This window comes from Cupriavidus sp. HMR-1 (assembly GCF_000319775.1).
In the GTDB taxonomy this organism is placed as follows: Bacteria; Pseudomonadota; Gammaproteobacteria; order Burkholderiales; family Burkholderiaceae; genus Cupriavidus; species Cupriavidus metallidurans.
Window position 1 is genome coordinate 78,289 of the sequence record NZ_ANKP01000277.1, and the last position, 26,097, is coordinate 104,385.

26 protein-coding genes and 1 pseudogene are annotated in these 26,097 nt (G+C 60.6%); 13 read left to right on the forward strand and 14 right to left on the reverse strand.

The genetic code is table 11. The annotated features are described in order from the left end of the window. Complete coding sequence (locus D769_RS29865) at positions 1-1,047, reverse strand: NrtA/SsuA/CpmA family ABC transporter substrate-binding protein (RefSeq protein WP_008652378.1); 1,047 nt, start codon at positions 1,045-1,047, stop codon at positions 1-3. Between the two features lie 452 nt (positions 1,048-1,499). Between D769_RS29865 and D769_RS31585 the strand changes: the two genes are divergently transcribed. Beyond that, positions 1,500-1,934, forward strand: coding sequence for an SDR family oxidoreductase (locus tag D769_RS31585; RefSeq protein WP_081596888.1), 435 nt, complete (start codon positions 1,500-1,502; stop codon positions 1,932-1,934). Between the two features lie 6 nt (positions 1,935-1,940). Here D769_RS31585 and D769_RS29875 read toward each other — a convergent pair whose 3' ends face one another. The 8 genes from D769_RS29875 to D769_RS29910 form a co-directional block, all read right to left on the reverse strand. After that, positions 1,941-2,516, reverse strand: a complete 576-nt coding sequence (locus D769_RS29875) for a hypothetical protein (RefSeq protein ID WP_008652380.1) — start codon at positions 2,514-2,516, stop codon at positions 1,941-1,943. Continuing rightward, complete coding sequence (locus D769_RS29880; RefSeq protein ID WP_008652381.1) at positions 2,513-3,163, reverse strand: SCO family protein; 651 nt, start codon at positions 3,161-3,163, stop codon at positions 2,513-2,515. The genes D769_RS29875 and D769_RS29880 overlap by 4 nt, the downstream gene beginning before the upstream one ends. Next, positions 3,129-3,737: a cytochrome c gene (locus D769_RS29885; RefSeq protein WP_008652382.1), complete on the reverse strand. Its 609-nt coding sequence runs from the start codon at positions 3,735-3,737 to the stop codon at positions 3,129-3,131. The genes D769_RS29880 and D769_RS29885 overlap by 35 nt, the downstream gene beginning before the upstream one ends. A gap of 15 nt (positions 3,738-3,752) precedes the next feature. Beyond that, positions 3,753-4,352 (reverse strand): cbb3-type cytochrome c oxidase subunit II, encoded by a 600-nt coding sequence (locus D769_RS29890; RefSeq protein ID WP_008652385.1) that lies wholly within the window; start codon positions 4,350-4,352, stop codon positions 3,753-3,755. Next, complete coding sequence (locus D769_RS29895; RefSeq protein ID WP_008652387.1) at positions 4,349-5,938, reverse strand: cbb3-type cytochrome c oxidase subunit I; 1,590 nt, start codon at positions 5,936-5,938, stop codon at positions 4,349-4,351. Before D769_RS29895 ends, D769_RS29890 begins: the two co-directional genes overlap by 4 nt. 157 nt (positions 5,939-6,095) lie before the next feature. Beyond that, on the reverse strand, positions 6,096-7,067 hold the full coding sequence (locus tag D769_RS29900) for a TetR family transcriptional regulator (protein WP_040011346.1): 972 nt from the start codon (positions 7,065-7,067) through the stop codon (positions 6,096-6,098). 3 nt (positions 7,068-7,070) lie between these two features. Next, entirely contained in the window at positions 7,071-8,072 is a 1,002-nt protein-coding gene (locus D769_RS29905; RefSeq protein ID WP_081596889.1) for an AraC family transcriptional regulator, read from the reverse strand. A gap of 281 nt (positions 8,073-8,353) precedes the next feature. Beyond that, entirely contained in the window at positions 8,354-9,073 is a 720-nt protein-coding gene (locus D769_RS29910) for an SDR family oxidoreductase (protein ID WP_008652391.1), read from the reverse strand. 203 nt (positions 9,074-9,276) lie between these two features. Between D769_RS29910 and D769_RS29915 the strand changes: the two genes are divergently transcribed. The 7 genes from D769_RS29915 (at position 9,277) to D769_RS29945 (ending at position 17,099) form a co-directional block, all read left to right on the forward strand. Then, positions 9,277-10,710, forward strand: coding sequence for a PLP-dependent aminotransferase family protein (locus tag D769_RS29915; RefSeq protein ID WP_008652393.1), 1,434 nt, complete (start codon positions 9,277-9,279; stop codon positions 10,708-10,710). A gap of 130 nt (positions 10,711-10,840) precedes the next feature. After that, a complete protein-coding gene (locus D769_RS29920) occupies positions 10,841-11,278 on the forward strand; it encodes a carboxymuconolactone decarboxylase family protein (RefSeq protein ID WP_008652395.1) in 438 nt (145 codons plus the stop codon). Positions 11,279-11,286: 8 nt separating this feature from the next. Beyond that, entirely contained in the window at positions 11,287-11,727 is a 441-nt protein-coding gene (locus D769_RS29925; RefSeq protein ID WP_008652396.1) for a cupin domain-containing protein, read from the forward strand. Between the two features lie 317 nt (positions 11,728-12,044). Then, complete coding sequence (locus tag D769_RS29930; RefSeq protein ID WP_008652397.1) at positions 12,045-13,511, forward strand: efflux transporter outer membrane subunit; 1,467 nt, start codon at positions 12,045-12,047, stop codon at positions 13,509-13,511. Between the two features lie 29 nt (positions 13,512-13,540). After that, positions 13,541-14,806: an HlyD family efflux transporter periplasmic adaptor subunit gene (locus tag D769_RS29935; protein ID WP_052018198.1), complete on the forward strand. Its 1,266-nt coding sequence runs from the start codon at positions 13,541-13,543 to the stop codon at positions 14,804-14,806. Positions 14,807-14,838: 32 nt separating this feature from the next. Then, positions 14,839-16,398, forward strand: coding sequence for a DHA2 family efflux MFS transporter permease subunit (locus D769_RS29940; protein ID WP_040011347.1), 1,560 nt, complete (start codon positions 14,839-14,841; stop codon positions 16,396-16,398). Between the two features lie 125 nt (positions 16,399-16,523). Beyond that, positions 16,524-17,099 (forward strand): Rrf2 family transcriptional regulator, encoded by a 576-nt coding sequence (locus D769_RS29945; protein ID WP_008652400.1) that lies wholly within the window; start codon positions 16,524-16,526, stop codon positions 17,097-17,099. A gap of 46 nt (positions 17,100-17,145) precedes the next feature. Here D769_RS29945 and D769_RS32870 read toward each other — a convergent pair. The 3 genes and pseudogenes from D769_RS32870 to D769_RS29960 form a co-directional block, all read right to left on the reverse strand. Next, positions 17,146-17,440, reverse strand: a pseudogene (locus D769_RS32870) (SDR family oxidoreductase); the annotation flags it as partial. A 46-nt stretch (positions 17,441-17,486) separates the two neighbouring features. Then, positions 17,487-18,695, reverse strand: a complete 1,209-nt coding sequence (locus tag D769_RS29955) for an NAD(P)/FAD-dependent oxidoreductase (RefSeq protein WP_008652402.1) — start codon at positions 18,693-18,695, stop codon at positions 17,487-17,489. A gap of 327 nt (positions 18,696-19,022) precedes the next feature. After that, entirely contained in the window at positions 19,023-19,256 is a 234-nt protein-coding gene (locus D769_RS29960; protein ID WP_152415113.1) for a hypothetical protein, read from the reverse strand. 201 nt (positions 19,257-19,457) lie between these two features. Here D769_RS29960 and D769_RS29965 point away from each other — a divergent pair, with 201 nt between their 5' ends. From D769_RS29965 to D769_RS29975, 3 genes are all read left to right on the forward strand, one after another. Further along, a complete protein-coding gene (locus D769_RS29965; RefSeq protein WP_241227921.1) occupies positions 19,458-20,480 on the forward strand; it encodes an AraC family transcriptional regulator in 1,023 nt (340 codons plus the stop codon). A gap of 150 nt (positions 20,481-20,630) precedes the next feature. Then, entirely contained in the window at positions 20,631-21,233 is a 603-nt protein-coding gene (locus tag D769_RS29970; protein WP_008652408.1) for a TetR/AcrR family transcriptional regulator, read from the forward strand. A gap of 78 nt (positions 21,234-21,311) precedes the next feature. Continuing rightward, entirely contained in the window at positions 21,312-22,553 is a 1,242-nt protein-coding gene (locus D769_RS29975) for a YbfB/YjiJ family MFS transporter (protein ID WP_008652410.1), read from the forward strand. Positions 22,554-22,692: 139 nt separating this feature from the next. Here the strand turns inward: D769_RS29975 and D769_RS29980 are convergent, their stop codons facing one another. After that, complete coding sequence (locus D769_RS29980; protein WP_152415114.1) at positions 22,693-22,965, reverse strand: hypothetical protein; 273 nt, start codon at positions 22,963-22,965, stop codon at positions 22,693-22,695. Between the two features lie 120 nt (positions 22,966-23,085). Further along, a complete protein-coding gene (locus D769_RS32120) occupies positions 23,086-23,328 on the reverse strand; it encodes a hypothetical protein (protein ID WP_152415115.1) in 243 nt (80 codons plus the stop codon). 1,292 nt (positions 23,329-24,620) lie between these two features. On the opposite strand from D769_RS32120, the gene D769_RS29985 reads away from it, so the two are divergent. After that, positions 24,621-25,160 carry a fimbrial protein gene (locus tag D769_RS29985; RefSeq protein ID WP_008652416.1) on the forward strand — a complete coding sequence of 180 codons (540 nt, stop codon included), beginning with the start codon at positions 24,621-24,623 and terminating at the stop codon, positions 25,158-25,160. A 78-nt stretch (positions 25,161-25,238) separates the two neighbouring features. Then, positions 25,239-25,997, forward strand: a complete 759-nt coding sequence (locus D769_RS31590; protein WP_008652418.1) for a molecular chaperone — start codon at positions 25,239-25,241, stop codon at positions 25,995-25,997. The last annotated feature ends 100 nt before the right edge of the window (positions 25,998-26,097 follow it).

Genomic DNA, 26,097 nt, shown 5'->3' on the forward strand with positions numbered 1-26,097 from the left:
TCACCCCAGACTGACACGGCTCGGGTTGATGGACTTCAACGTCTCGTCGTGGATCACGCTGCGAAACAGCTCCCGCAAGTCGCCTTTGGGACGAGGGGCAAGCTTGTTGTCGATGGCCCATTGGGCCTGGCTGACCAGATCTTCGACGAAGCTTTTGTTGAACTCCACCTTGAACTCGAACGTAGAGGTGAACTGGCGGATCTCTTCTGGCGTGCTGCGAACGCGGCTCGACACCTGGTCCGGCCAGGCTGCGTTGGTGTGGATATGGTTCTCCGCATCGAGCAAGGCATTGACTGCATCGGACAGCAGGGCCTTTCGACTGCTGAGCGTGGCCTGATTGACCAGCAACAACTGATGGCTACGGAAGTACTTCTCGTAGCCATTCTGGGTGAGAAACACCACCTTCCCGCCACTCTGACGCTGTGCTGCACTGCCAGCCAGTGCCGTCCAGGAGAAGGCGTCGATATCACCGCGTACCAGCGCGCCTACCAGGTCCGAAGGCGCGATATTGATCTGCGTGATGTCGCCTGGTTGCAGTTTGGCGAACTCCAGATACTTGGCCAGCGCGTACTGGCCCGACGTGCCAGCTGGGGTACCAATCCTCTTTCCCTTGAGACCTGAGGGGTTTCTGGGATCAATCCCACTGCGCTCGCTGGCGACGATTTTCATGTCATACGAGTAGCGGCTGAAGTTCGCGAGTACCGCCGGCTTGAGGCCCTGCAGCACGGCAAATACCAGTGGCGTATCCGTCGTCGTCGAAAAGTTCGCCGAGCCACCCAGCAAAGCCTGCATGGCGTCACGGCCCGTCGTGAAATCCTGGACGCGCAGGTCCACATTGCGCTTCTTCCAGTAGCCAGCGCTCTCGGCCACCGCTGTCAGGGCCCACGTGTAGCCAGCACTGCCTGTGGCTAGCGTCGCCTGTTCGCGCTGTTGCGCCAGCGACAAACCGGGCAGCACGCCTGAAACACCTGCCGCCACAGCGCCGATTCCCCGCAACAGCGAACGTCGACCTACGTTGACGTAGGAGGCCTCGAAGACCGAACTCATGTACCACTCCAAGCAATTGCAAACTGGGCAATCTTAGGAATCCACCAGATGGCACACAAGGAAGCATTTCAACTATCGAACTGCGGAACTGGTTCGTAGATTCAGCACATAAGACCGTTTCATCGCACCGGGAAAGGCTTCTCGCCTAACTCCTCTCACCGCAGACATCCGCACGGATCGAGCCTGGCAAGGACGCAATTCCGGCGCGGTCATGGCAATTGCTCTGGCGGCAGTCAATTCACGCGGTCTTAGACCTGGCCAGTGGGTTTCTCTGATATCGACGAAGTAGCACCTCGGGCGATGTCGGCGTTCGCGACGCCTGCACGCCGAACCTCTTCGGACTGGTACCCCGGGACAAGCAATATCTTGATGCCCTCGGTGATTTCCCGTCATGGCCGGATTGCTTTGACACCATCGATCATCGCTGTCCCCTCCTGGCTCGTTATCGGACATTGCCAGGTCAGCAGCAAGGGACTGCTACGGGTCGGTCAGGCACTGTCGTTGGGAGAAGCTGCAGAACGTGCTCGTGTCGTCCGGTCCGTCAAACCATTCAGCGTTCACTGGCCGAAGGCGCCGCGTACAAGGCCAACGCAGGGGCCAGCATCGCGGCGGCGGTCAACGCGGCGCTCGACGGACTGGCGCGAACGCTGGCCGTGGAGCTGGCACCGATTCGCGTCAACGTCGTCTCCCCGGGCGTAGTCGATTCCCCGACCTGGGACTTTCTGCCGTCCGACGCGCGCGCCAGCGTGCTACACGGCATCGGCGCGGGCCTGCCGGTCGGTCGCGTGGGTACTGCATCGGGACTGGCCCAGGCGGGCCTCTTCCTGATTGCCAACGGCTTCGCAACCGGCACCGTCCTGCAGATCGACGGCGGTTATGCGGAGTGAAGCCAACTAGATATCCGATGACAGATCCGCAAGACCCGCCTTGCGACAAGCCCATCCGAGCAACCAAAGTCCCGCACCGGCCGAGTAAGCGACGATGCCCGCTCCGGCCTGATGCTGGTCTCCAAGCAGATAGTTCGCGCAGAGTCGCACCTGCTCGTCAACAAAGATCAACCCAACCGTTACGCCCATCCAGACCAGGTTGCCAGTGAAGAAGAGTAAGACGGGCCACGGCGAAATGCGGATTGCGAGCGCCATCGAGAATCCCGCCACGCACACCGAAACATCGCGCGCAATGCCCGTAGCCATTGACATTCTGGACAGGTCAATGGCAATGGGCACCATCCAGACGCCGTACGCAAATGTGCTCAGGGTACAGAGAGCGAGCCCGTAAGGCTGCATAGTGGCCATTAGGCTCCGGTGTCTTATGACATATAGCTCTGCGAAGGCCCAACCCGCCACGGCCAAACATGGCAGCAGACACAACATCAGCGAAGACATCGATGCCTCGACGACGTCACGGAGCGGGGGCAGCGCCGGAATCAGGCAAATCAGCAGAACGAGATGCCATGACTTCCTGCTCATCGCGCCGCCTGACGCACGAGGCTTCGTGCAAACAAGTACGCCTGCTGAAACTGCTCCATTGGATACGTGGCTAAAACCACACCATTCGCGGAAACCACGTCGAGTGCCCCGTTATGCGTGATGCCGCCCATCCCATCCGGTATCGCTATCACATCCGTCTGGCGTAGCAACGCCTTCAGTTCGCGCAAATCGTTTGCGGTGACTACCTCCCACTCCGGCAAGCTCGCCCGATAGGTTGTGGCGTACGCTTTCAAGTCGCCTGCCGTATCGCGTGCATCGAGTGATATCGATACAAGACCAAGTCGACCTGACAAGCCATCGGCCTTGACCTGGCGAGACAACTGCGCGAACTCGCCGCCCAGCGCGCTACATACGGTATTGCAGCGCGTGTAGATGAAATCCACGATATACACCGTCGACGGCGCGTTTCCGGAGAACAATTCGGCACCATGCCCTTGCTGGTTCCGCACCGCAGTCGCTGGCATTCGAAGGTCCAGCGACGCGATCCGCAGGTCACGTCGCTCGTCCAGTGTCCAGGCCGACAGGCCGTAGGTCAGCGCGTGCAGCCCGGCGATGCCCGCCGCCAGTACGGCACCAAGCGCCAGCCACGGCCTAGCCGCCGGGCCCGCCAAGCGCGGCGTCGCCATCAAAGGATCCTTTCATCCCAGCGGTGTCGGCACGCGATGCCGCAACGGTTTCCGCCGAAATTGCCGAAGCACTATTTCCCCACTGGGCGCGTACATGTGTCAGTACGGCCGCGATCTCGGCATCGGTAAGCTGGTCGGCAAAGGCTGGCATCGCCCCGTTATAGACTGCGCCCTTGACAGTCAGCTTGCCGGTCACGCCTCGCAATACAATCCGTGCGACGCGGGACTCGTTACCGTTGGCCCACTCCGATCCGGCCAAAGGCGGAAAGACGCCGGGCAAGCCTTGTCCATTGGCCTGATGGCAAGCCACGCAGCGGCTCTGAAAGATGGCGGCGCCATCGACCTTCGCTCCAGCGCCCTTCGAATTGCCGCGCAGGTCCGCCAGCGTGCGACGATCGCCCAGTTCGGGCGCCTGATTGATTGGCGCCGTGGCGATGTACCACGCCCCCCAAGCCACCAGGACAGCAACCATTGCCAGCACATAGCGCGGAATGGGCGCCTGGTTCTCATGCGGGTCTTCGTGCTCGCGCGCACGCGCCGCCTCGGCCTGCCGTGTTTCCCGAACATCGGTCATTGCAGTCTCCTGCCTTCAGCGCGCCGCGGCGCCATCGATCGGTGGCAATACAGGCCCGGTCCGGTTCAGAGACTGCAGGTATGCCACAAGATCCAGCGCTGCCGCAGTGGGAACAATTACCTTGCCAACTGGCGCGTAGCCTGGTGGCAAGGTGATGGCCTTCTCGCCTGCATCGGGAGCGTCCTTGGCATCGAACAGGTATGGATAGCTCGGCATGATGCTGCCGCTGACATAGGCACGGGGCTGGTACAGATGCCCGAGATGCCAGTCTGCGCTGGGCTGGCGCACCCCGATGTTCATCAGATCCGGCCCCGTTCGCATGGTGCCGAGAAGATGGGGGCTGTCGTAGTAGTAGTCGCCGGCAACGGCGGCTCGCCCCCAGCCACGTTTGGCATCGGGCGCGAAACTGCTGTCTCGTGGTTGCTGCGAATGACAGTAGATGCAGCCATTGGCGATATACACGCCGCGCCCACGCAACTCCGCGGTGGTGTACGGCTTCAGGCCTGGCGTTGGCTTTACGTCGTGCAACTGCAGGTACGGGATTACGACCAATGCGCTGGTGGCGATCGCCAGCATCGTCATGCCACCGGCAAGCAGTGCGCTTTCGTTGTTCATGTTCCCACTCCCTGCTCCGGCTTGCTGCCCTGGTGAAATAGCGCAGGGCGATCGCGGTTGGGACCAAGCCCAAAGATCGCGCATACGAAGTTCGCAACAAGAAAAAGGTGACCGGCCAGCATCATCGTGCCGCCCACCGATCGCGCCTTCAGATAAGGAATGGTCACCTGCACCGAATCCATGAACGGACGAGCGGCATCAAGCATGGCCATGCCTTGCAACCAGCCGCCAATGGTCAGACTGAGGAAGTAAACGCCAATCCCGCCGGCGGCCAGCCAGAAGTGGCAATAGATCATCCAACGGTATGGCCACTCGCGACCGGAGATACGCGGCACGATAAAGTAGATCGCGCCAAAAAACGCGAAGCTCACGAAGGCATAGAGGCCAAGATGCGCGTGTGCGACCGTGTAGTGCGTGAAGTGGGTGACGCGATTGACGGCTCGCAACGCCTCGAAGGAACCCTGAATCGAGCTCAGCGTGTACATCATGCCGCCGAAAGTCACGAACCGAAGCGTCGGGGATTCGATCAGCTGGCGAAAGTGGCCCCGTAGCGTCTGGTGCTGGTTGATCGAGAACGCGATGACCGGAATCAGCATCATCATGCTCTGCACGATCGAAAGTGTGATCAGCCAACCCGGTACCGGTCCGCCCACCAGGTGGTGCCCGCCCACTTGGCCGTAGAAGAAAGCCAGCGCCCAGAACCCAAGCAATGACAAGCCGTAAGACCTGACCGGCTGTCCAATGATCTTCGGCAGGAAGTAGTAGATCGAGGCAAGCGCAAGCGGTGTGTAGAACAGACCCAGCACGTTATGTCCGAACCACCAGTTCATGGTGGCCTGCTCCACGCCGAAATGGAGACCCGGAATGTTGGCAACGAGAAAGAGCACGGGGAACCAGAACAACGCGCATCCCATGTACCAGACGGAAACATAGAGGTGGTCGACCTTGCGATTCACCAGCGTCAACAAAAGGGGAAAGCCGACGAACGCGCCGCCGATCACAAACAGGATATCGACCTGCCAGGGAATCTCCAGCCATTCGAGTCCATCGGAAATGCCCGCCGCGATACTGCCGATACCCGCGATCAACCCGGCATTCCAGAGCGCGGCCCCCAGCACCGCCCAGCGCCCGCCCATCAGCTCGGTCTTCAGCAGGCGCGGCAGCAAGAAGATCGCGATGCCAAGCCCCGCCATTGGTGCCCAGCCATAGGCCACCGCATTCAGATGAATCGTGCGTATCCGGCCAAAAGACAGCCACGGCACCGAAGCCAGCAGATCGGGTTCGTGCAGCTTGATCGACGCGGTCAGGCCGGCGACCGAAGCAACCAGAAGCCATACCATCGCGCAACAGATGAACAGGAACACGACTGGCGCGGATGACCGGTCGGCTTCTTCGCGCGACCGGTTGACGATTCCATGGCGCGCCGACGCTGGGTCTTCCGGGTGCCCAGCCTCCTCATCGGCGAAGATCACGCGTGCCGCAGCCGGCGAGGTATCAAACAGGCCCTTCCGCATACTCCAGATGAATGCCCCGAGGGCAAACACGGAAAGCAGAAACGCCGACATCAGGATGGCGACTGTATTCATGAAGACTCGCAGGCAACGCGTATCCGACGTGAATCCGCTGGTGAGTTCGAGGCGAACGATGAAACGTGCTGGTGCCGGAGCTTACGGCCGAATTCCGGTTACTTCACATAGCCACTTTTGATGCATTTTCAGGTAGCCATTGGAGCGGCGCCAAACGCTACGAGGGTCGGAGACGTTTCGGCCGATCCTGCGCTTCGCGGGTATCGCTGGCGGATGCGTCGCCGGGATCAAGCAGCTTCGTCAAATCGGCGCCGCGCGAAAAGCCGGCGCGAAGCGCGATCTCGGGCACAGTAAAGGCCTCGAACGCGCGAGACGCCAACATCCGACGCGCATTGGCGAGACGATGCGTGACAAGCAGGCTCGCAAAGGTGTCACCGAACGACGCGAGCACACTGTGCAATTCGCTCTCTGCAATCGCCAGCGAATTCGCGATGTCACCGGGGCTCAGCAGGGGTTCCGCGCTCCGGTTGGCAATGCAGGCGAAAACTTTGTTGTAGAGCGCAAGCGCGGCGGACGAGGCCGCGATCGGTCTTCCCGTTGTTCCGCTCGCCATGGCGAGCATGGCGCCGAGATGATCGATCATCATCAATGCCGGCAACGGTCCATCGCGCAGCGCGTGTGGCGTCATTCCGGCCACGAACGCTGCCAACGCATGATCCATCTGGCCGACCTCGCCGCCGAGCGGCCGGCCAACCAACCGGCTCGGCTCCCGCACCCAGCGGCGCAGCCATGCTTCGGGCATCTTCACGTGGATGACCTCGTAGGCTGACGGCATTTCGATGAGATTGGCCCTTGCCGAATCGATCAGGAACGCCTGCCCCGCCCGCACGCGCGTGGCGCCCGCGTGCTCCACGTACCAGGCTGCGCGTCGATTCACGATGAGGTGGTAGGTGTGCGCACCACTCCGCGCAAGCTCCGCGCGACCGCGCAATGACCGATGCGCGGATCCGCATTGCGACAGCACGTCTACGTCATCGATGTCGAGCATCGACATATGCGATGCGAGCGCACCCGTGTGTGTGGCCTCCACCTGCATTGGGACAAGGGCCGAGGACAACGCCGCGGCGAAGTAGTCAAGTCGTTGCGTTCGGGGAACGGCGTTGGTCGACCAGGTCACGATTGCGCTCACGATTTACTCCTCCTTCGGATCGTCGCGGGACGAAGGGCCAGCGTGCGCGCGGCGGAGCTGGTTTGGCGTGTGTCCCACGCGAGCACGCATCACCCGGGAAAAATGGGCGGCATCGGCAAACCCAGCCCGCCGCCCAATCTCGGCGACGGTCAGCCTGCTGAAGCTCGATGATTCCAGCATCCGAACCGCATCCGCGCATCGCATGGCCATCAGTACGGCTCCAAACGTCGTGGACGATTTTGCGAAGTGGCGATGGAGACTACGAACCGAAATGCTTACCGCTGCAGCGACGTCGGCCGCGCACAGGGTCGCCTCGCGCGACTGTCCGGCCATGCAGTCGCGAATGCGATCCAGCACCGCAGCACCCTCGGTTTTGGCTGGCTTCGGTGAAACTGCGCTCCTGCTTTGCGCAAGGAACGCCAGCAGCGATCCGATGTGGTCGCCAATGAATGACCGTGGCAGCGGATAGTCGGCGAGCCGTGCGGGTTCCAAACTCTGCATGAATGCCGATAGCGCGCGGCCCCAGCTATCGTTCGCGTCTATCCTGGCGCCGACCAGGACGGACGGTGCGGGCAGCCACTGCCGGATCCAGGCTTCCGACAGCGCGACGTGAACGATGTTGAAATCGTTGCCGATTTCGAGATTGAACGGAATAGACGAGTCGCACATGATCACATCGCCGGGCCCCAGACGTTCGCGCGTCAAGTGCTCCAGTGTCCATGCGGATCGCGTGCTGGTAAGCAAGTGGAACGTTCGGCCCTCAGCTCTCGCGATATTGCCCCTGTCGGCAAAGCAACGGTGCGGGGTTCCGCGCTGGCGGATGACTGTCATGCCGCCCAGGTCGGCCGCTGACATGTCCACGCCAAAGGCACTCGGCGCGCTCCCGCTCAACTGGATCGGGAAAATCGCTGTTGCCAAGGCATGGGCGTAGTAGTCGTACCGCTGGCTTTGCGGAACATCGCTGGTGGACCAATTTCTGATCAACAGGGGCGATTGGGCACGCATGGCGAGACCTCATGGTCGGAACGGCCGCCTCTACCGGTCTGGTATCGGCGGTCATCTCATGGGATTTGATGCCAGTGTGCCCGCGCGCGACCAGCGCAACCGGGATATAAGTGCCAGACGTCACGATCGTCTGGCCGCTGCGTGCCAATCGGCCCAAAGGGGCCAACGAGCACAAAGGGGCCAACGAGGCCACAAGATGTCTCGCCGGCCTACGGCGGTGCCACCGGTCGTCTCCGCGATACGCCCTTCCATCGCAGGACTACGGGGCACTGTCCCGGGCGCTAGAGCGCCGCCTTGCCAATCGACGCGCCGCCATCCACGAACAGCGTCTGCCCCGTCATAAAGCCGGCAGGCTCGGAAAGCAGGAATTCGATCGCGGCGGCCAGTTCATCCGGCTTGCCCAGACGCCCCATCGGCACCATGGACAGAAATCGCTTCTCCGCATCGCTGCCCTGTGGCGTATTGGCACGGAACATTTCGGTTTCAACTGGCCCCGGCGCAACCGCATTCACCGTGATCCCGGTGGGAGCGAGTTCGAGTGCCCACGTTCGTGTGAAGCTGATCATGGCGCTTTTGGCCGCGGCATAGACGGAGCGGTTCGCAACGCCCAGCACGACAAGGCTCGACAGGTTCACGATACGGCCCCAACCCCGCTCCAGCATATCCGGCAATAGCGCCTGGACAAGCTGAACGGCTGGCCGCAGGTTCGACCGAAACATATCGTCCATGGCGTCAAGGTCGATATTGCCAAGTGGCGCAAGCTCGATGAACCCCACGTTGTTCACGACACCGTCGATCACGTGCTCGGACCTCAGTGTCGTCAGCGCATGTTCAGTGGCAACCGCGTCCGTGAGATCGACGGGCACCAGAATGCCGGGGAAACCGGGGTCGGCGTTACGCGCGACGCCGATCACTTTGTGCCCGGCAGCCGCCAGGCGATGGGACAAGGCCCGGCCGATTCCCTTGCTCGCACCGGTGATCAGGAAAGTCTTGTGTGACATTGCATATCCAGGTTCCGTGCCGGAGCGCCCTCGCCCCGGCCTATTTTGTATCGATTGCTACGAAATTATTATAGATCGATCGATACAAAACACAACGAACGCGCCGAGACCCCACATCACCAGTGTGGTTTCGGGCCGCGTACTCCTCTTCAACGCCGCAACTAGCCCTAGAATCCGGCGGAATCGCCATTCGCGCCTACAAGATGAACGCCCACATCAAGCTCCGCGGCCGCCGTGACCTGGCTGGTCAGATCTATCGACAGATTCGCGCCAGCATCGTCGACGGACGGCTCGCGCCAGGAGAACGCCTACCCTCCACACGCACGCTGGCGTCGGAGCTCGACGTCTCCAGAAAGACGACGCTCGATGTGTTCGAGCGGTTGATCGGCGAAGGCTATCTGCGGTCCCGTACCGGCGACGGAACCTTCGTGTCCGAAGAGATGACGCGCCTGGCGCCTACGCCGCCGCGCGAGCGGATCGTGCAGGCCACTGGAGCGGTGTGGGAAACGCTACCCGAGGCATTGCCCGCGAGCCGGAAAGACATGCCGGCACGCTTCGATTTCGTAGGCGGCGTCACCGACAAGCGCCTGTTTCCGTTCGACAAATGGCGCAAATGCGTTAGCCACGCGCTGCGCATCCAGGCGCGCGGAAACGGCTCCTATCACGACCCATCGGGCGATCAGGAACTGCGTCTGGCGATCTCGCGTTATCTGGCTTCGAACCGCGCGGTGGTCAGCAACTGGCAGGACGTCATCGTTACCAATGGCGCGCAACAGGCCATTGAACTGCTGGCGCGCGCCGTCATCCGGCCAGGCGATGTGATCGCGGTGGAAGATCCCGGCTATCCCCCCGCGCGAAGCGTCTTCACCGCGGCGGGCGCCAGGGTGATCGACGTACCGGTCGACAAGGACGGTCTGCGGGTGGATGCCCTGCCGTCGAAGGCGAGGATGGTCTACGTCACGCCTTCCCACCAGTTTCCGCTAGGCATGCCGATGACGCTCGAGCGCCGCCTTGCCCTGCTCGAATGGGCGCACCGGCGAGGCGCTCTCGTGATCGAGGATGACTATGACGGCGAATATCGCTTCGAGGGTCGACCGATGGAATCACTGAAGAGTCTCGACAACGCCGGTGTCGTTGCTTACGTCGGCACGTTCTCGAAGACCATCTTTCCGGAACTGCGGATCGGCTACATGATTCCGCCATCGTCCCTGGCAGCCACGCTTCGAAAGGCCAAGCAGGTCAGTGACTGGCATAGCAGCACCCTGATGCAGACCGCCTTGGGCAAGTTCATGCTGGACGGATACTTCGCCAAGCATCTGCGCCACATGCACAGGGAATATGCCAGGCGACGCGCGACGCTGCTGGAGTACCTGCAGGGCGACCTGTCCGATTTCTTCACGCCGCTACCGTCCGTGGCCGGCATCCATCTGGTCGCGATACTGGCCGACGATACAAACGAAGCAGACGTCATTGCCCGGGCCAACCAGGCATCGGTGGGCCTGTACGGCATTTCCAGGATGTTCAATTCCCAGCCTTCGCGGCAAGGCATCCTCTTTGGCTACGGCGGCATCGGTGTGGACGATATGCGGAGTGGCCTGACCCAACTCGGCGAAACACTTCGCGCCACCCGGCGCTGACGGCGTGCGCCAAAAATTGGTCACCTCAAAATAGCCATAAATCGGTACTAAAAGGTCACCACTTCATTGCCTAAGCTTGCGTCTGAGGCGTGCCAGCCGGCACGCATATGAACAAGCGAAGGAAAAAGTCATGACCCAACGTCTCGATTTCTACAATGCCAACCCGAACGCCATCAAGGCGCTGCTTGGTCTGGAAAAGCGCATCAGCGAATCCAGTCTCGAGAAGTCCCTGGTGGAGCTGATTCGGCTCCGCGCCTCCCTGATCAACGGCTGCGCCTACTGCATCGACCTTCATACCGCGGACGCGCGCAAGGGCGGAGAAGACGATCGCCGCCTTGCCACGCTGTCCGTCTGGCGCGAAACACCCTTCTTCACAGATCGCGAACGCGCGGCGCTGGCCTGGACCGAAGCCGTGACGCTCGTATCTCAGGATCATGTGCCAGATGAAGTCTGGACCGCCGTGCGGCCGCACTTCGACGACGCGGAACTCGTGGACCTGACGCTTCTGATCTCGACCATCAATACGTGGAACCGTTTCGCGATTTCGTTCCGCAAGACACCAGCGTGAGGTCCGCCATGACAGCGCTCGCCATACGTCGCACTGCGCTTCAGGTGCCCCTGATTGCCGCCATGCTGCTCTGCACCATGACAGCCGCCAGGCCGGCACTTGCGCACGAAGCCGGACACGAGACAACAACGCCGGTGATGAAGCAGGACATCCCCGAGGCCAAAGGACGTCATGTGTTCATGATCACGGTGGCCTACGAACCGGGGCAAGCCTCTGAGCCACATCGACATCCAGGTTCGATCTTCGCCTATGTGCTCGACGGTGAAGTGGAATCCCAGCTCGATGGCCAACCCGCCCGCGTCTACAAGGCGGGAGAAGCCTGGTATGAACCGCCAGGCGCGAAGCACCTGGTGTCCCGCAATGCCAGTTCCACCAAGCCTGCGAAGTTGCTTGTCTACGGGATTGCGGAGGGCAATACGCCGGTGAAGCTGCCGCTGGACGCTCGCTAGGCACCTGGACCCCGGACATGCCGTTGGGCAGCTCGGCCTGATGTCGCGACGCTGCCGCCCGTCCTGAAATCCACCCCAGATTGACAGGGCGACGCGTCGCCCTGTCATCGCTTCTGTCGTTCGCACATCGGCCACCGAGGCCAATACAGCGCATCGGTTTTCGCAATCGACCCCATTGAAAGAATCCATCGCTGCGCGCCTTGAATTTATTTGCCTAGGCAACTATTGTCCAGTCAGTTAAATGCGCGGACGGCGAAATCGGTTCAGGAATGCACGTCCAGTCACTGTATCCACCACACCAACTGATGAGTCGGAAAATGGTTTGGCAATCACCCCAGGCGAAGCAGCGCGCCACACTGCTCGCGCTCTCAACGATAGTGGCCGCAGTACTTGCCGGATGCGCGAACTATGCGGGCATTCATAGCGACAAGGACATGGCACTGCCGACGCAGATTGCCACTGCGCAAAGCCTGCCGTCCGAGGGAGGGCATTGGCCCGCCACGGACTGGGCATCGCAGTTTGGCGATGCTCAACTCAAGGCCCTGATCGACGAAGCCTTGGCGGGTAGCCCATCCATCGACAAGGCACGTGCCCGTATCGCGGCGGCCGTGGCATTCAGCGAAAGCGCCAATGCGAACACCCTCCCTCAGGTAGGCGCGGGGTATTCCTGGACTCGCCAGCGACTGACTGAAAGCACCTTCATACCGCCAGCCTTTGCCGGCACGTGGCAATCGGAAAACAAGGCGATCATCAGCGCGTCCTACGAGCTCGATCTTTGGGGCAAGAATCGCGAAGCCCTCCGCTCCGCGGTCTCGATGGTCCACATGACGGAGGCCGAAGCGGAGCAGGTAAAACTGACCCTGAGCCAGGCCATCGCCCGCAGTTACAACGGACTCGCCCGCTTGTACGCGCTTCTGGATATTGCGCGCGATGAAGTCACGCAACGCGAGGAAGTCCTGCGGGTTACACGCGGTCGGGTCCGGATGGGACTGGATACCGCCGTGGAGCAACAGACTGCCGAAGCGAATCTCGCGGCGGCGCAAGTTTCCGTCTCGGCCCTTGAGGGAAGTATCCAGCGTACCCGCTACCAACTTGGCGCGCTGCTCGGCAAAGGCCCGGACCGCGGGCTCGCCATCGCCAAGCCGGCACTCGGTGGCGCCGAAGAAATTCATCTGCCTGACAACCTTCCGGCAGACCTCCTGGCACGCCGCCCCGATATCGTCGCCGCGCGCTGGAGAGTGGAGGCGACCACTCACGACATCAAGGTGGCGAAAGCCGAGTTCTACCCAGACATCAATCTGAGCGCTGCCATTGGCCTCGATGCGTTCGGGTGGGGCCGCTTTCTGCATGCGGCAAGCCGGACCGTCTCCGCCGGCCCAGCCATCCACCTGCCGATCTTCGACGGTGGCGCACTGCGGGCGCAACTGAAAGGTCGCTACGCCGACTTCGACTTTGCCGTGGCGAATTACAACGACACCCTGATCCAGGCATTGACCGATGTGGCAACGCAACTGTCGGACATTCGCTCCACCGATGCCCAGATCGTCAACGCTGTCCGAACCGACGAGGCCGCGCAACGCGCCTTGAAACTGGCGATGGCGCAGTACCGCGCCGGACTGACCACGCAATTGACGGTGCTGAATGCGCAGACCACGGCATTGGCCAGCAGCCAGATCGTGACAACGCTCCGGATGCAACGACGCGACCGCCAGATTGCGCTGGCAGCCGCCCTGGGCGGCGGGTACACGGCCGACGACACACAAAGCGCGGACACAACCCGGTGAGCCGCCACGCCACAGATACAGGTGACATGATGACCACGACCAACCCGAACCCCACTGACAATCCCAAGGCCGCGTCCAGCGCGCCGAAAACCCGCAAGCGTCTGCTGGCCCTGCTTGGGCTGGGCACTCTGGTGGCAGCGGCAGGCTACGGCGCGTACTACTACAGCGTGGCACGCTTTCACGAAGACACCGACGACGCCTACGTCAACGGCAATCTGGTGCAACTCACCCCTCAGGTAAGCGGGACGGTGGTCGCCGTCAATGCCGACGACACGGAGATCGTCAGGGCGGGCGATGCGATCGTCACGCTCGATCCCGCAGACGCTCGCATCGCTCTGGCCAACGCCGAGGCGGCGCTCGGGCAGACCGTTCGCCAGGTGAGTGCCCTATATGTCAACAACAACACGCTGGCCGCAACTGTTCAACAGCGGCAGGTGGACCTTTCCCGGGCGCGAGATGATCTGCGGCGTCGAACCGAAGCCTCGGAAAGTGGCGCGGTTGCCGCGGAGGACGTCGCGCACGCAAGGGACACCGTGAAGGCTGCCGAAGCCGCGCTGGAAACGGCGAAGCAACAGCTCGCCTCGAACCATGCGTTGACCGACCAGGCTAGCGTGGCCGATCACCCCAGCGTTCAAGCGGCCGCCACACGCGTGCGGGATGCCTATCTCGCCAATGCGCGAAACACGCTGCCCGCACCCGTGACCGGCTACGTCGCCCGTCGATCCGTGCAGGTCGGTCAGCGTGTTGCGCCTGGCAATCCACTCATGGCCATCGTGCCTCTCGATGGAGTCTGGGTAGATGCCAACTTCAAGGAGGTTCAGCTCAAGCACATCCGAATTGGCCAGCCAGTGGAACTGCACGCCGATCTGTACGGCAGCAAGGTGACCTATCACGGCAAGGTCGTCGGCTTCTCCGCGGGCACCGGTAGCGCGTTTTCCGCGCTACCAGCGCAGAACGCGACCGGCAACTGGATCAAGGTCGTCCAGCGACTGCCGGTGCGGATCGCACTTGATCCGACGGAGCTGCGCGCGCACCCACTGCAAGTTGGCCTGTCTATGCAGGTCGATGTGGAGACCCGGGAGCGCGGCGGAGAACTTTCCCCCGCCAAGGGCGCAAGCACACCAATTCGCACCGCCTATCGCACCGAAGTGTTCGAGCGCTACGGTGCGGAAGCCGACAGCGAGATCAATCGGATCATCGCCCGGAACAGCAACAGCGACCTCGCCACGCGAAACGAAACGACCAGAAATGCGCGGCCGGTGGCCAGTCCTACGGCAATCGCCAGGGCCTCGTGAAACCGTAGTCGCCAACGCTAACTGAGGGCATCATGGCAAATCCGATGACAAGCGAATTACCGCCGCCGCTGACCGGTGGCAAGCTGGCAATGGGCAGTCTGGCCGTCGCGCTGGCCACATTCATGAACGTGCTGGATTCATCCATTGCCAACGTCGCCATCCCGACCATCTCTGGCAACCTCGGCGTCTCCGTGGATGAAGGCACGTGGGTGATCACGCTGTTCGCGGCCGCCAATGCGGTAGCCATTCCACTGACGGGATGGCTGACCCAGCGCGTGGGGCAGATCTGCCTGTTCGTGGGATCGATTCTGCTGTTTGTCCTGTCGTCGTGGCTATGCGGCGTCGCGCCCAATCTCACTTTCCTTCTCGCGGCACGAATCCTCCAGGGAGCCGTCGCGGGTCCGATGATTCCGCTCTCGCAAGCAATTCTCCTGGGGTCCTATCCCAAGGAGAAAAGCGGTCAGGCACTCGCGTTGTGGGCGATGACCGCTACAGTGGGACCAATAGCCGGCCCGGCTTTGGGGGGATGGATGACTGACAGCTATTCCTGGTCATGGATCTTCTATATCAACATCCCCGTTGGGCTATTTGCTGCCGCAGTCACCTGGGCGATCTATCGTAGTCGCGAGACAACGACCCGTATTCTGCCGATTGACGCCATAGGACTAGCGGCCCTTGTCACCTGGGTGGCAGCCCTTCAAATCATGCTGGACAAAGGCAAGGATCTCGACTGGTTCGCTTCGCCGGTGATTATCAGCCTGGCCATTGTCGCCCTGCTCGGCTTCCTGTTCTTCGTGATCTGGGAACTGACCGAAGCCAATCCGATCGTCGATCTGAGGCTGTTCAAGGGACGCAACTTCCTCGCCGGCACCATCGCAATATCGGTGGCCTACGCGGTCTTCTTCGCGAATCTGGTCGTGCTGCCGCAATGGATGCAGCAGTACCTCGCCTATCCAGCCGTCAATGCCGGCCTTGTCACGGCGCCATTGGGCATCTTCGCGGTGGTGCTTGCGCCAGTCCTTGGCAAACTGATGCCAAAAGCCGAGTTGCGCATTCTCTCCACCCTTTCGTTTCTCGGCTTTGCCGCGGTGTTCTTCATGCGCTCTCACTACACCACGGGAGTCGACACGTTCACGTTGGTTCTCCCAACGCTGCTGCAGGGCATTCCAACAGCATTGTTCTTTGTTCCGTTGACGGCCATCATTCTTTCCGGTCTCCCACCAGAGAAGATCCCCGCCGCGGCCGGACTGTCGAACTTTGCCCGCGTGTTCTGCGGCGCGGTGGGAACGTCGCTGGCGACCACTGTGTGGAACGACCGCGCCATACTGCATCACGCGCAACTGGTCGAACAGGCAAACCCTGGTAATCCGAACTACAGTGCCGCGCTGGAGGCCATCCAGTCCGTGATGCACCTATCCCCTGGCCAGGCGACCGCCTACTTTGAAAGACAGCTCAATACCCAGGCGATCATGCTGGGCCTGAACGACATCTTCTGGATATCAGCCGTCATCTTCGTCGCCATCGTTCCGCTGATCTGGCTGACCAAGCCAGCGCGTGGTGCGGCGTCCGGTGCGGCATCCGCTGCCCACTAGATGTCGTCAGTACGATCCCGGGTACATCCGAACAAATCGCAGGTGCTCGCCAAACGTACATTTGCTTGCGGATCAGCGCGCACCTGTATAACCTGACAACTACGATCCAATAACTCTTAGTTGTCATGTCATTCATCAGCACCGGTGTGGAATACGGGTTGCATTGCCTCCTTTACCTGTCGCGCTCACAGGCGTCGGTGGAAACCGCAAGCGTGAGGGATCTCGCGGAACTGCAGGGTATCCCCGCTGACTATCTGGCAAAGCTGTTCACCAAGCTGGCGAAGGCAAACCTCGTAGTCGCTACCGAAGGCATACGAGGCGGCTTCAGCCTGGCGCGGCCGGCAGACAAGATCACGGTGCATGACGTCGTCGTCGCCATCGATGGCGACAAGCCGTTGTTCGACTGTCTGGAGATCCGCGACCGTTGCGCGGTGTTCGAGGACGCGCCACCCGCCTGGGCCACTCGCGGCGTGTGCTCGATCCATGCTGTCATGCAATCAGCGGAGAAGGCGATGCGGCATGAACTCAGGCAACACACGCTATTCGACATTGCCAATCGCGCCATCGACAAGGCACCCAACAGTTACGGGACGCAGGTGGTCCAATGGCTGACGGCCCGTTCCGTCAACCGCCGCGGCGACAAGTCAGAGGAATCGTTGCCACCCGCGCGCAAGTCCGTACGACCGCGCAACCGTGCATGAAAAAATCGCCCTCCAGATGGAAGGCGATTCTCATTTGACAGGCGGCTCAGAAAGCGGCACGAACCACACCGCCATCCGCACGTAGTGCTGCGTCATTTGTCGCGGAAGACGCTGCGAGCAGACGTAGACAACCAGGTTCGTAACCTCTTCAGGGGTAGTGAATCGCTTGAGGAGCGACGTCGGACGTGCTTGTTCGAAGCATGTCTTCTCGAATGCTTCGAACGATTGGCCTTCCGAGAGCTTGTCGGACCCGGCAAGACCGCGTTCGCGGTCACGCCCGTTCCGGCACACGACTCCGCAAGACCGCGGGAGCGCCCGAGCTACGCGGTCTTCGCCACTCCTTCAGGAACAACGAGACAAGACGATTCGTCTTGCCCCATTTGATCGTTACGCCACCACGATTCGACGCGGGTCCGCCGAGGCCAGTGCCTCGGCGCGATCCGCGCTTGGCGGATAGATCCACTCGGTGTTGATCTTCGTCTTCAGCGCCTTGGCCTCGGCACCAACCAGCTTCACCTCGCGCTCCCAGCCCTCCGTGTACACCGCGCCCCAGGGGCCCAGATCCAGGCAGGTCACATACTTTGGCTGGCTGTATGGGATTTGCTCGTCGCCAACCAGGTCCGCGGCCACGTTGTGTCCGGCGGAACGCCCAAGGTTCATTGCATGCTGGCATGACATCATGGCGTAGTTGCCGGCATCGTCAACGGCTGCATACGCGACGTCGCCCGTCGCATAGACCGTCTCGAGCCCCCTGACCTTCAGATAGTTATCGACGTGCAGACGGCCAAAGCCGTCGCGCTCGGCAGGGACTTGAGCCGTGAGCTTGCTGGCACGCGCACCAGCGGTCCAGATGACCGTCAAGGCTTCGATACGCTCACCGCTCTCCAGCGTCACGCCGGCCGCATCCACGGCCGCAACACCCGACCCGAGCTTCCACTTGACGCCAAGTTCCGTCAGCGCCTGGATGATGACTGGTCGAGGTCCGGCACCCAGATCCGGACCGATCTCGCTGGCTCGCTCCACGATGATCACATTGACCTGTGCGTCGTCTCCCAGAACCTCACGCAAACGTGCTGGCATCTCCGCCGCCGTCTCGATACCAGTGAAGCCTCCGCCTGCAACCACGACCGTGTTTCTGGCGATGCTAGCCGGACGGGTTGCCAGCTTCTCGATGTGGGCTTCCAGCGTTTTGGCGGAAGCCACCTGATCGACGTTGAATGCATGTTCATCCAGCCCGGAGATCTGCGGCTTGAACAGACGGCTTCCAGCGGCCAGCACCAGTCGATCAAAACCAAGCACGACGGGTGATGTCCCCGCTGCGCTGCTGACCTCCACCTGCTGATTCGCCACATCGATCCGCTCAACGTAACCCTGTACGAACCGGACGCCGACAGCCTTGAATATCTCCTGCAGCGGCGCCTTCATTCCGCCTGGATTCTGCTCGTAGAGGCGCGGCCGTACATGCAACTCCGCCTCAGGCGCCACCAACACGATCTCGATATCCGTGCGTCCGACTTCATCGAGCAGCCGGGCCGAAGCCAGCGCGCTCCACATGCCGGCGAAGCCGGCGCCAATCACAAGAATGCGTTTGGACATTTGCAAACTCCTGCATCAATCCCTGGTTTGAGTGATTCGGCCGCACCTTCATCGCGCGCCCGCTTTCTTCAGCAATGACAAGCGTCAACTGCAATACTACGATTCTATGAGTCGTAGTTTTAAAAGCAAGGAAGAATTCGAAAGCCCGGGGTGTGCGTGCGGGAATCACCATCGTCCTTGCACCGTCGCCGCGGACTCGCTAGCATTACTGCCCCTTGCAGAGTCGTAGTTTATGGAGGGAGCGCGGCATAAGTCCCCAAAGAGACCGGCAGATAGCCCGCATCGCGGCACTAGCCAGGCAACGAGGCGCCAGCGGATGACGCTTGCCTAGCCAGTCCGCCGGGACAGCAGCGTAAGTCCGACCTCTGCGAACTTGAAATGCATCAGCCCGTAGGTCGGGAAATCAATCAAGATTCCCTCGGACGCATGTCGCCTCATGAATGACTCATATCCCGGGCTATATTCCGCATTGGTAAAGCTGCACACGACCACGCCGGTTTCACGGTCACCGAGCATCACCACGTCACCAACCTTCGCGTCCAAGCCATTCAGATACTGCATCGCCACCTCCGAAGCCATGTTCGATCGGCGCCAGATCCAGACGGTCCGCAGGGCAAAAGCGAAAGATGCTTATGCTGCACATATCGCGCGAAGTCCCTGATGCAACCGGCTAAGGGCGCCGGCTCGGCACCCGTCAATCGGCAATTGCAGAGTGCCCTTGATATGCTTTGATGGATTGACTATTCATGACAGCAACACAGAATGCGTGGACGCTACGTGCCAGCCACGCCGACGACGGTCCATGAGTGGGGGAAAAGGATGGGGAACGAGCTTGGGCAACTGCAACGCTGGAGCACCGATCTGGTCCCAGCGACGCAAAGACGTGAGTACTTCCAGGCCGCCACCGAGTCGGCCATCATTCCGTTCCAGTTCGAGACGCCCTATTCGCCCGATCTGAGCGCGAAGATCGAGGCTCTGGCGCTCGGTCCCGTTACCGTGATGCACGTGGCAGGCTCCCCCCATATCGCGCGGAGCACGGCCGTCGAGATCTCACGACAACGCGCACGCTGCCTGAATCTGGTACTCAGCCGAAACGTTCCCTGGAACCTGAGCTACCAGTCGAGAGTTTCGATGCGCCCCATGGATTCATTCATCACGGATTCCCAGCAGGCGCTAAGCCTCGATATCGCTTTTGACTACGACTTCGTCAATATCGGTTTCGATCCGCAGTGGCTAAGCGAGTGGGTCCCTCAGACAGGCGCAGTGGTCGGCAGGCAATTTGGCGCTGACTCGCGCTGGGCAGTGGCGCTGAACACATTTATCGCCGCATTGCAGCCCACCACAATCCTCAATGCGCCGCTCCCGCCCCGGCTGATCGTGGACCAGCTCGGTGCGCTGATTCTTCTGGCGTCGAGCGGACCAGATCAGGTCGCCACGCATAAACACGAGATCTCGAAGCCGCTAAACGAGAGAATCGTCGACTGCATTCGTTCGCGATGCACCGAGTCCACGTTGATCGCGCCACAGGTGGCAGCAGACCTGGGGATTTCGGTGCGATCCCTGCATCGCGCACTGGCCGCTCAGAACGAGACCTTTGGATTCCTGCTGATGAAGGCCCGCATCGATATCGCCGTGCGTCAGTTGTCATCGCCGGCGTTCAATCGCCTCACCGTGGCGGCCATTGGCCGCAGGTGCGGCTTCACGGACGACTCTCACTTCACGCGCGTTTTCCGTCGGCATGTGGGCGTGACACCGCTGGCCTTGCGCCGTGCTCGGCTTGCATAGCCGGGATCCAGCTGGCTCAACATATCGTTTGCAGATCACTGATCGAACCCTCTCCACATTCCTCAAGCTCCACACGAAAGATCGTCCTTGAATTCTGTATCGATCAATCTAAAATACGTTCCATATCATTCGATACAGAATTCTGCTGCCATGGCACGACCCCGCCAATTTGACGCCCAAACCGCACTTTCCGCCGCGCAGGACGCGTTCTGGGCCAAGGGCTACAACGCCACGTCGACCCGCGAACTTACGCAGGCGATGGGACTGACTCAACCTAGCCTCTACAACGCCTTTGGCGACAAACGCACACTGTTCCTGCAGGCGCTTGAGGACTACCTGAACCACACGCTCCGCGAACGGATTGCGCGACTGGAAAGCACCCTTCCCCCGGCCCAGGCGCTAGAAGCATTCTTTGCCGAAAGCATCGAACGTGGCGCCTCCGATCCGCTGCATCGTGGATGCATGCTGATCAATACGGCGCTCGACGCATCGGCTGACGACCCTGAACTGGCGGCGATCGTTGCAGAGGAGCTGACTACACTCGGTCACTTCTTCGAACGCACCATTCGCGCGGGCCAGGCCGACGGGACTGTCGACCCGACACTCACTGCCAGGGACGTTGCGGCCACGCTGTTGTCGGTACAGATCGGCTTGCGCGTGATGTCTCGCGTCATGCCGGATCGCGCACTGCTTGAGGCATCCGTCAGACCCGTACTGGCTCTGCTCGGACGCAAGCCGCGCGGCACGACCTGACTTCTCCCTGAATAACGCTTCGCCTCTACGCGCGGCTGCCGCCTGCGTGGGGCGGCGCTCGCCCAGAGGTATCACCCCATGTCACAGAACACTGTCACCACGCCAGTCCCAGGCACCACGGACCGTGCGCTGGATGCGCGTGCGCTCCACGCGGCGCTGGCCGGACTCTGCGCAAGCCTTGTCGCTATAGGTCTTGCCCGCTTCGCCTATACGCCGCTGATTCCCTCGTTGATCCAGGCCCACTGGTTCAGCGCCGCAGACACCGTGGCACTCGGCGCCGCAAACTTCGCCGGGTACCTCGCTGGCGCTGTGATTGGCCGCCCACTGGCGACCCGGCTGTCGAACCGCCATGCTTTACGTCTGCTGATGGTGCTGGCCACCGCGGCATTCTTTGCGTGCGCAGTACCCGTGTCGGTAAGCTGGTTCTTCCTCTGGCGCTTTCTTTCTGGCCTGACGGGCGGCGCCATCATGGTGCTCGTGGCTACTGCGATCCTGCCGCATATGCCGCCGGGCCGGCGAGCCTTCGTTAGCGGGATGATCTTCCTGGGGCTTGGACTGGGTATTGCAGCATCGGGCACGCTGGTACCAGAGTTGCTCAAGCTTGGGCTGGGACAGACGTGGCTTGGACTTGGTGCCGTGTCATTGCTTCTGACTGCTGTCAGCTGGAAGGGGTGGCCCTCAGCCGATGTGCCAACCGGCATGCCAGCACCAACTGCGGCAGGCCACCGCCCCGCCGACCATGCACAGGGTTCCAGCCATCCAGCATTGCGCGTGTTGTACTTCCAGTACGCCGCAAACGCGCTGGGATTGGTGCCTGCCATGGTGCTGTTGGTCGACTACGTCGCGCGCGGTCTTGGTCAGGGTGCATCGGCCGGCGCGGGGTACTGGGTACTCTATGGCGTCGCAGCTATCGCAGGCCCACTGCTCGCGGGCGCCATAGGTGGCAAGCTCGGATTCAGGAACGCCTATCGGCTTGCGATGTTGCTGCAAGGCCTGGCCGTGGGACTGCTGGCCGCCTCCCACCACACGGTAGCCCTGTGGCTATCGACCATCGTCCTCGGCACCTTCACGCCAGGCATTGTGCCGCTTGTCTTGGGCCGAGTGCAGGAGATGTTGCCCCACGACGCCACGGCCCAGCGCGCCGCATGGAGCCGTGCCACCATAGCGTTCGCGCTATGTCAGGCGCTGGGTGGCTACGGCTATGCGTATCTGTTCGCGCAATCGCATGAGAACTACAGACTGATCTTCATGTGCGGCGCAGTGGCCATGGCGGTGGCATTTGTCACCGACTTCGCCGTACGGCGACCGAAGGCCGACTGACGCCGCGGCTTCAACGTCCTACTTCGTTCCAGGTGAGCATGGCCGAGCATCCATTGACAGTCTTTTGCCGACGCCCCCCCGTGGGGCGCGCCATCTTCACGACTGGCTCCACAGTCGCCCCCGGTCCGTCGCACACCAGTCACGCAACATCCAACTTCTCCAGCCAATCAATCAGGTAGTCATACATCGCCGACAGCGAAGCACCCGCCGACTGGATTTGAGCCGGAGAGCCGGTCTCCAGCAGATCGACCATCCGATTGAGCAACCCGCGCAGGTATGGCTGCTCCATCACGGAAATCGCTCCGCCGGCACGATGACACCGCTTGCTCAGCCCTGCAGGCGTCGGCGCCGCCAGCTGCGCATGCAAGGCGTCGCGATCCTGTGCCAGGGATCGCGAGAAGATCTCGCGCACGTCGCGCTCTGCCAACATGGGCACCAGTTGGGACCGCAGCCCGACGGTATCGATACATTCCGGACAGAACTCCCCGGATTCCGACGTCCGATCGGCCGATGATGCTTCCGGAGACGAAATTTACGTCTTGGGCAACGGCGCTTCCGGGCCTCCTTGCAATGCGGTCTCGATCGCCTGCCATAGCGATGCCAATGTCGCCGGCTTTACCAGGAACGCGTTCATGCCCACAGCCAGGCGCAGACGCTGGCTACGCCCATAACTGCGGCAGCAACTGCAAAAGCTGCGCAAGGCCGCTACCACACGCGGCACCGGCAGCGCGTGGCCCGAGTTCGCAAGATTGACGCACACCAACCGAGCCCTCATTGCGCTCCCGTTGCTCGATAAAAAACCCAGGCTGTCACGGGGAGCAACAGCCTGGGGCGGAAGTCCGGCAGACGGGATCAACCCATTACGGGAATGGTCAGCGAATCAGCCGTCAATCTGCCGACCCACGGTGGCAAATTAAATCGATTTTTTTGCGCCGGATATAGAATAGATTCTATTTTTAGAGTGGGCACTAGCATTTACAAACATGCTGAACACCACAACTTGGACTCCAGATCATATATTTATCGATAAAATCTATAAAATATGATCTACCATCCCATCATCATCAGATTAAATAAAAATGGCGCATAACAATGTTTATGGTATATGAGTGCGGTTAGATGAAGATTTCCTGAAAAGAAACGAACGCAGCCGAAGCCTGATCCAGGCGAGCGCCAGCACTCAGCGAAAATTCAGCCAAATGCTGTGTAGATCCGAAGGAAATACTCAGCCGGAGAGCGACCGAGGAACGCTTGTATCTCCATGGGCTCGTACGCCTGTGGAGCCCCCCCCCCGAATCGGCGGGCACAGTCCCCACTTACGATAGCGGGTAGGCATACGACTACGTTCTATGACTAGAACGAAGAAAAAAGGGCGGAAGTGCTGACAAGCCCGGAGTGTTTGCGGCGCTGATCACCACCACCCCTCCCCCGCGCCAGAGCGAGCAGCACAAGAAATCAGCGGCTGTGGCAATCGCCGAGAGAGACGCAGCACTCAGTGCCGCTACAGATACTCGTGATCGCCTGGCGACGCTCGCGGGAAATGGCGCGTGCCGCGCAAATCAGTAAACCGAAGAATGGTTCCAGGGTGACGTTCCCTTGACTTGAGCGGCAGTCAGGAAGATTCAGCTCGCTCCTATGCCACTACCCTGCCCTACATTGTCGCGGCCGTTGTAATCCTCGCGCGCTCGGCAACGAAAGTGAATCATCCTGCCCACGTCTTACTCCCCCTCGCAGGACTCGCTCCACTCCGAACTAATCATCACATTGAAACACGCCGGAGATCCTCCCCCCAGGTTTGCGCACCGTTGGACAGTGCCGGGAATCTATTTTTAGAACTCGTTCTATATAAATAGAAAACTTCTTATACCACTATCGTATCAAGTGGTTGTGCGATGTGAGCAGATCTTGATCGGGAGATTATGTTGGCAAAGAACCGATTAGGGACGCGCGGCAGAAATCTGGTTATTCAGTTTCAGCTCAAAAACGTGTCCGAAAGGGACGATCTGGAGTAGAGAACGACCACTTTCCAGGTGGAGATTACCATCAATTAACAAACGAAATTAGATCATGAAAAAGCATCTCATTATTCTTGCAGCATCCATCGCACCGGTCATGGCGTACGCGGCCAGTGGGAATACGATCAACTTTCAAGGGGAAGTTACGGATCAGACCTGCCAGGTCACGATCAACGGTAACGCAGCCAACCCTACGGTTCTGTTGCCAGCCGTCTCATCGACGGTTTTGACTTCTGCGGGCGCGACTGCAGGAACGACGTCTTTCACTGTGGGTGTAAGCGGCTGTGTAGCGCCGACAACCACCACGCAAGCAATCAAGACTGTCTTCGTGGGCAACCAGGTTACGGCAGCCGGGAACCTCGGCAACACCGGCACAGCTACGAATGTCGCTCTGCAATTGCTTGATCCGGCGACGCCGACGGTGCCCTTCAACCTGGGCAATGCTGGTGGCTACGCAGCCAGCGGCCTCACGCTGCCAGTCGGCGCCACGTCGGCATCGCATGATTTCGCTGTTCAGTACATCTCCGAGCCAGGCGGCGCAACTGCCGGTTCGGTGCTGGGTAGCGTCCAGTATGCAGTGAGCTATCTGTAAATACGACTGGAGTTCCCGGGTCTGTCTTCTCGGACAGGCCCAGGAGCCTTCGGGCGGAGAAAACTGAGAGTTGTTGAAATGGCCTCGCGTTACCCCATGCCTGTTCTAGGCGCCGTACTGAGCATCGTGCTCGCGCTACAAGCAGGTTCCGCCATTGGCAGCGTAACCATGACTGGCACCCGCGTGATCTACGACGGACGGTCGCCCGGAGAAAGTCTGCAGTTCACCAATCAAGGAAGCAGCCCCAGCGTGATGCAAGTATGGGTTGACTCTGGAAACGAGCAATCCACTCCAAAGACCGCTGACGCACCTTTTATTGTCACTCCGCCGGTATTCCGTATTGAACCCACTGCAGGCCAGACAATTCGCCTGCTATATGTGGGCAAGGATTTGCCTAAAGACCGCGAATCTGTCTTTTATCTTAACACCCTGGAAATTCCTTCCTTAAATTCTTCGTATGCAAACCAGAATCAAATGCTGGTAATGCTACGCAACAGAATCAAGATACTTTACCGACCGTCTGGTATCGAAGGAAGCCCTCAGAAAGCGATCGAAAAGCTCAGCTTTCAGATAGTTCGGCAAGGTGCCAATGTAAGCATCATTGCAAAGAATGCATCGAGCTACCACATATCGCTCGCGAACGGAAATTTGATTTGCGGTGGAGACGTTGCGACATTCTCCCCTGCCATGATCTCGCCCCAATCCGACATGGAGTGGAGCGTGAAGGGACGCTGTCCTGCGGGCGAATCGCCCATCCATACGAAAGTGCAATATGTCGATGACTACGGCGCAGTTCGTGAATCGGAGCTTCCGGTAACAGTTCAAGGCGCGCACTGAAATGACTAACGGGAGAACCCGTGGCTTTCGTAGTTCCGTGATTTGGAGGCATAACAGAACTGTTCTGCTTTCCGTGATACTGAGTACGCTAGTCATTACC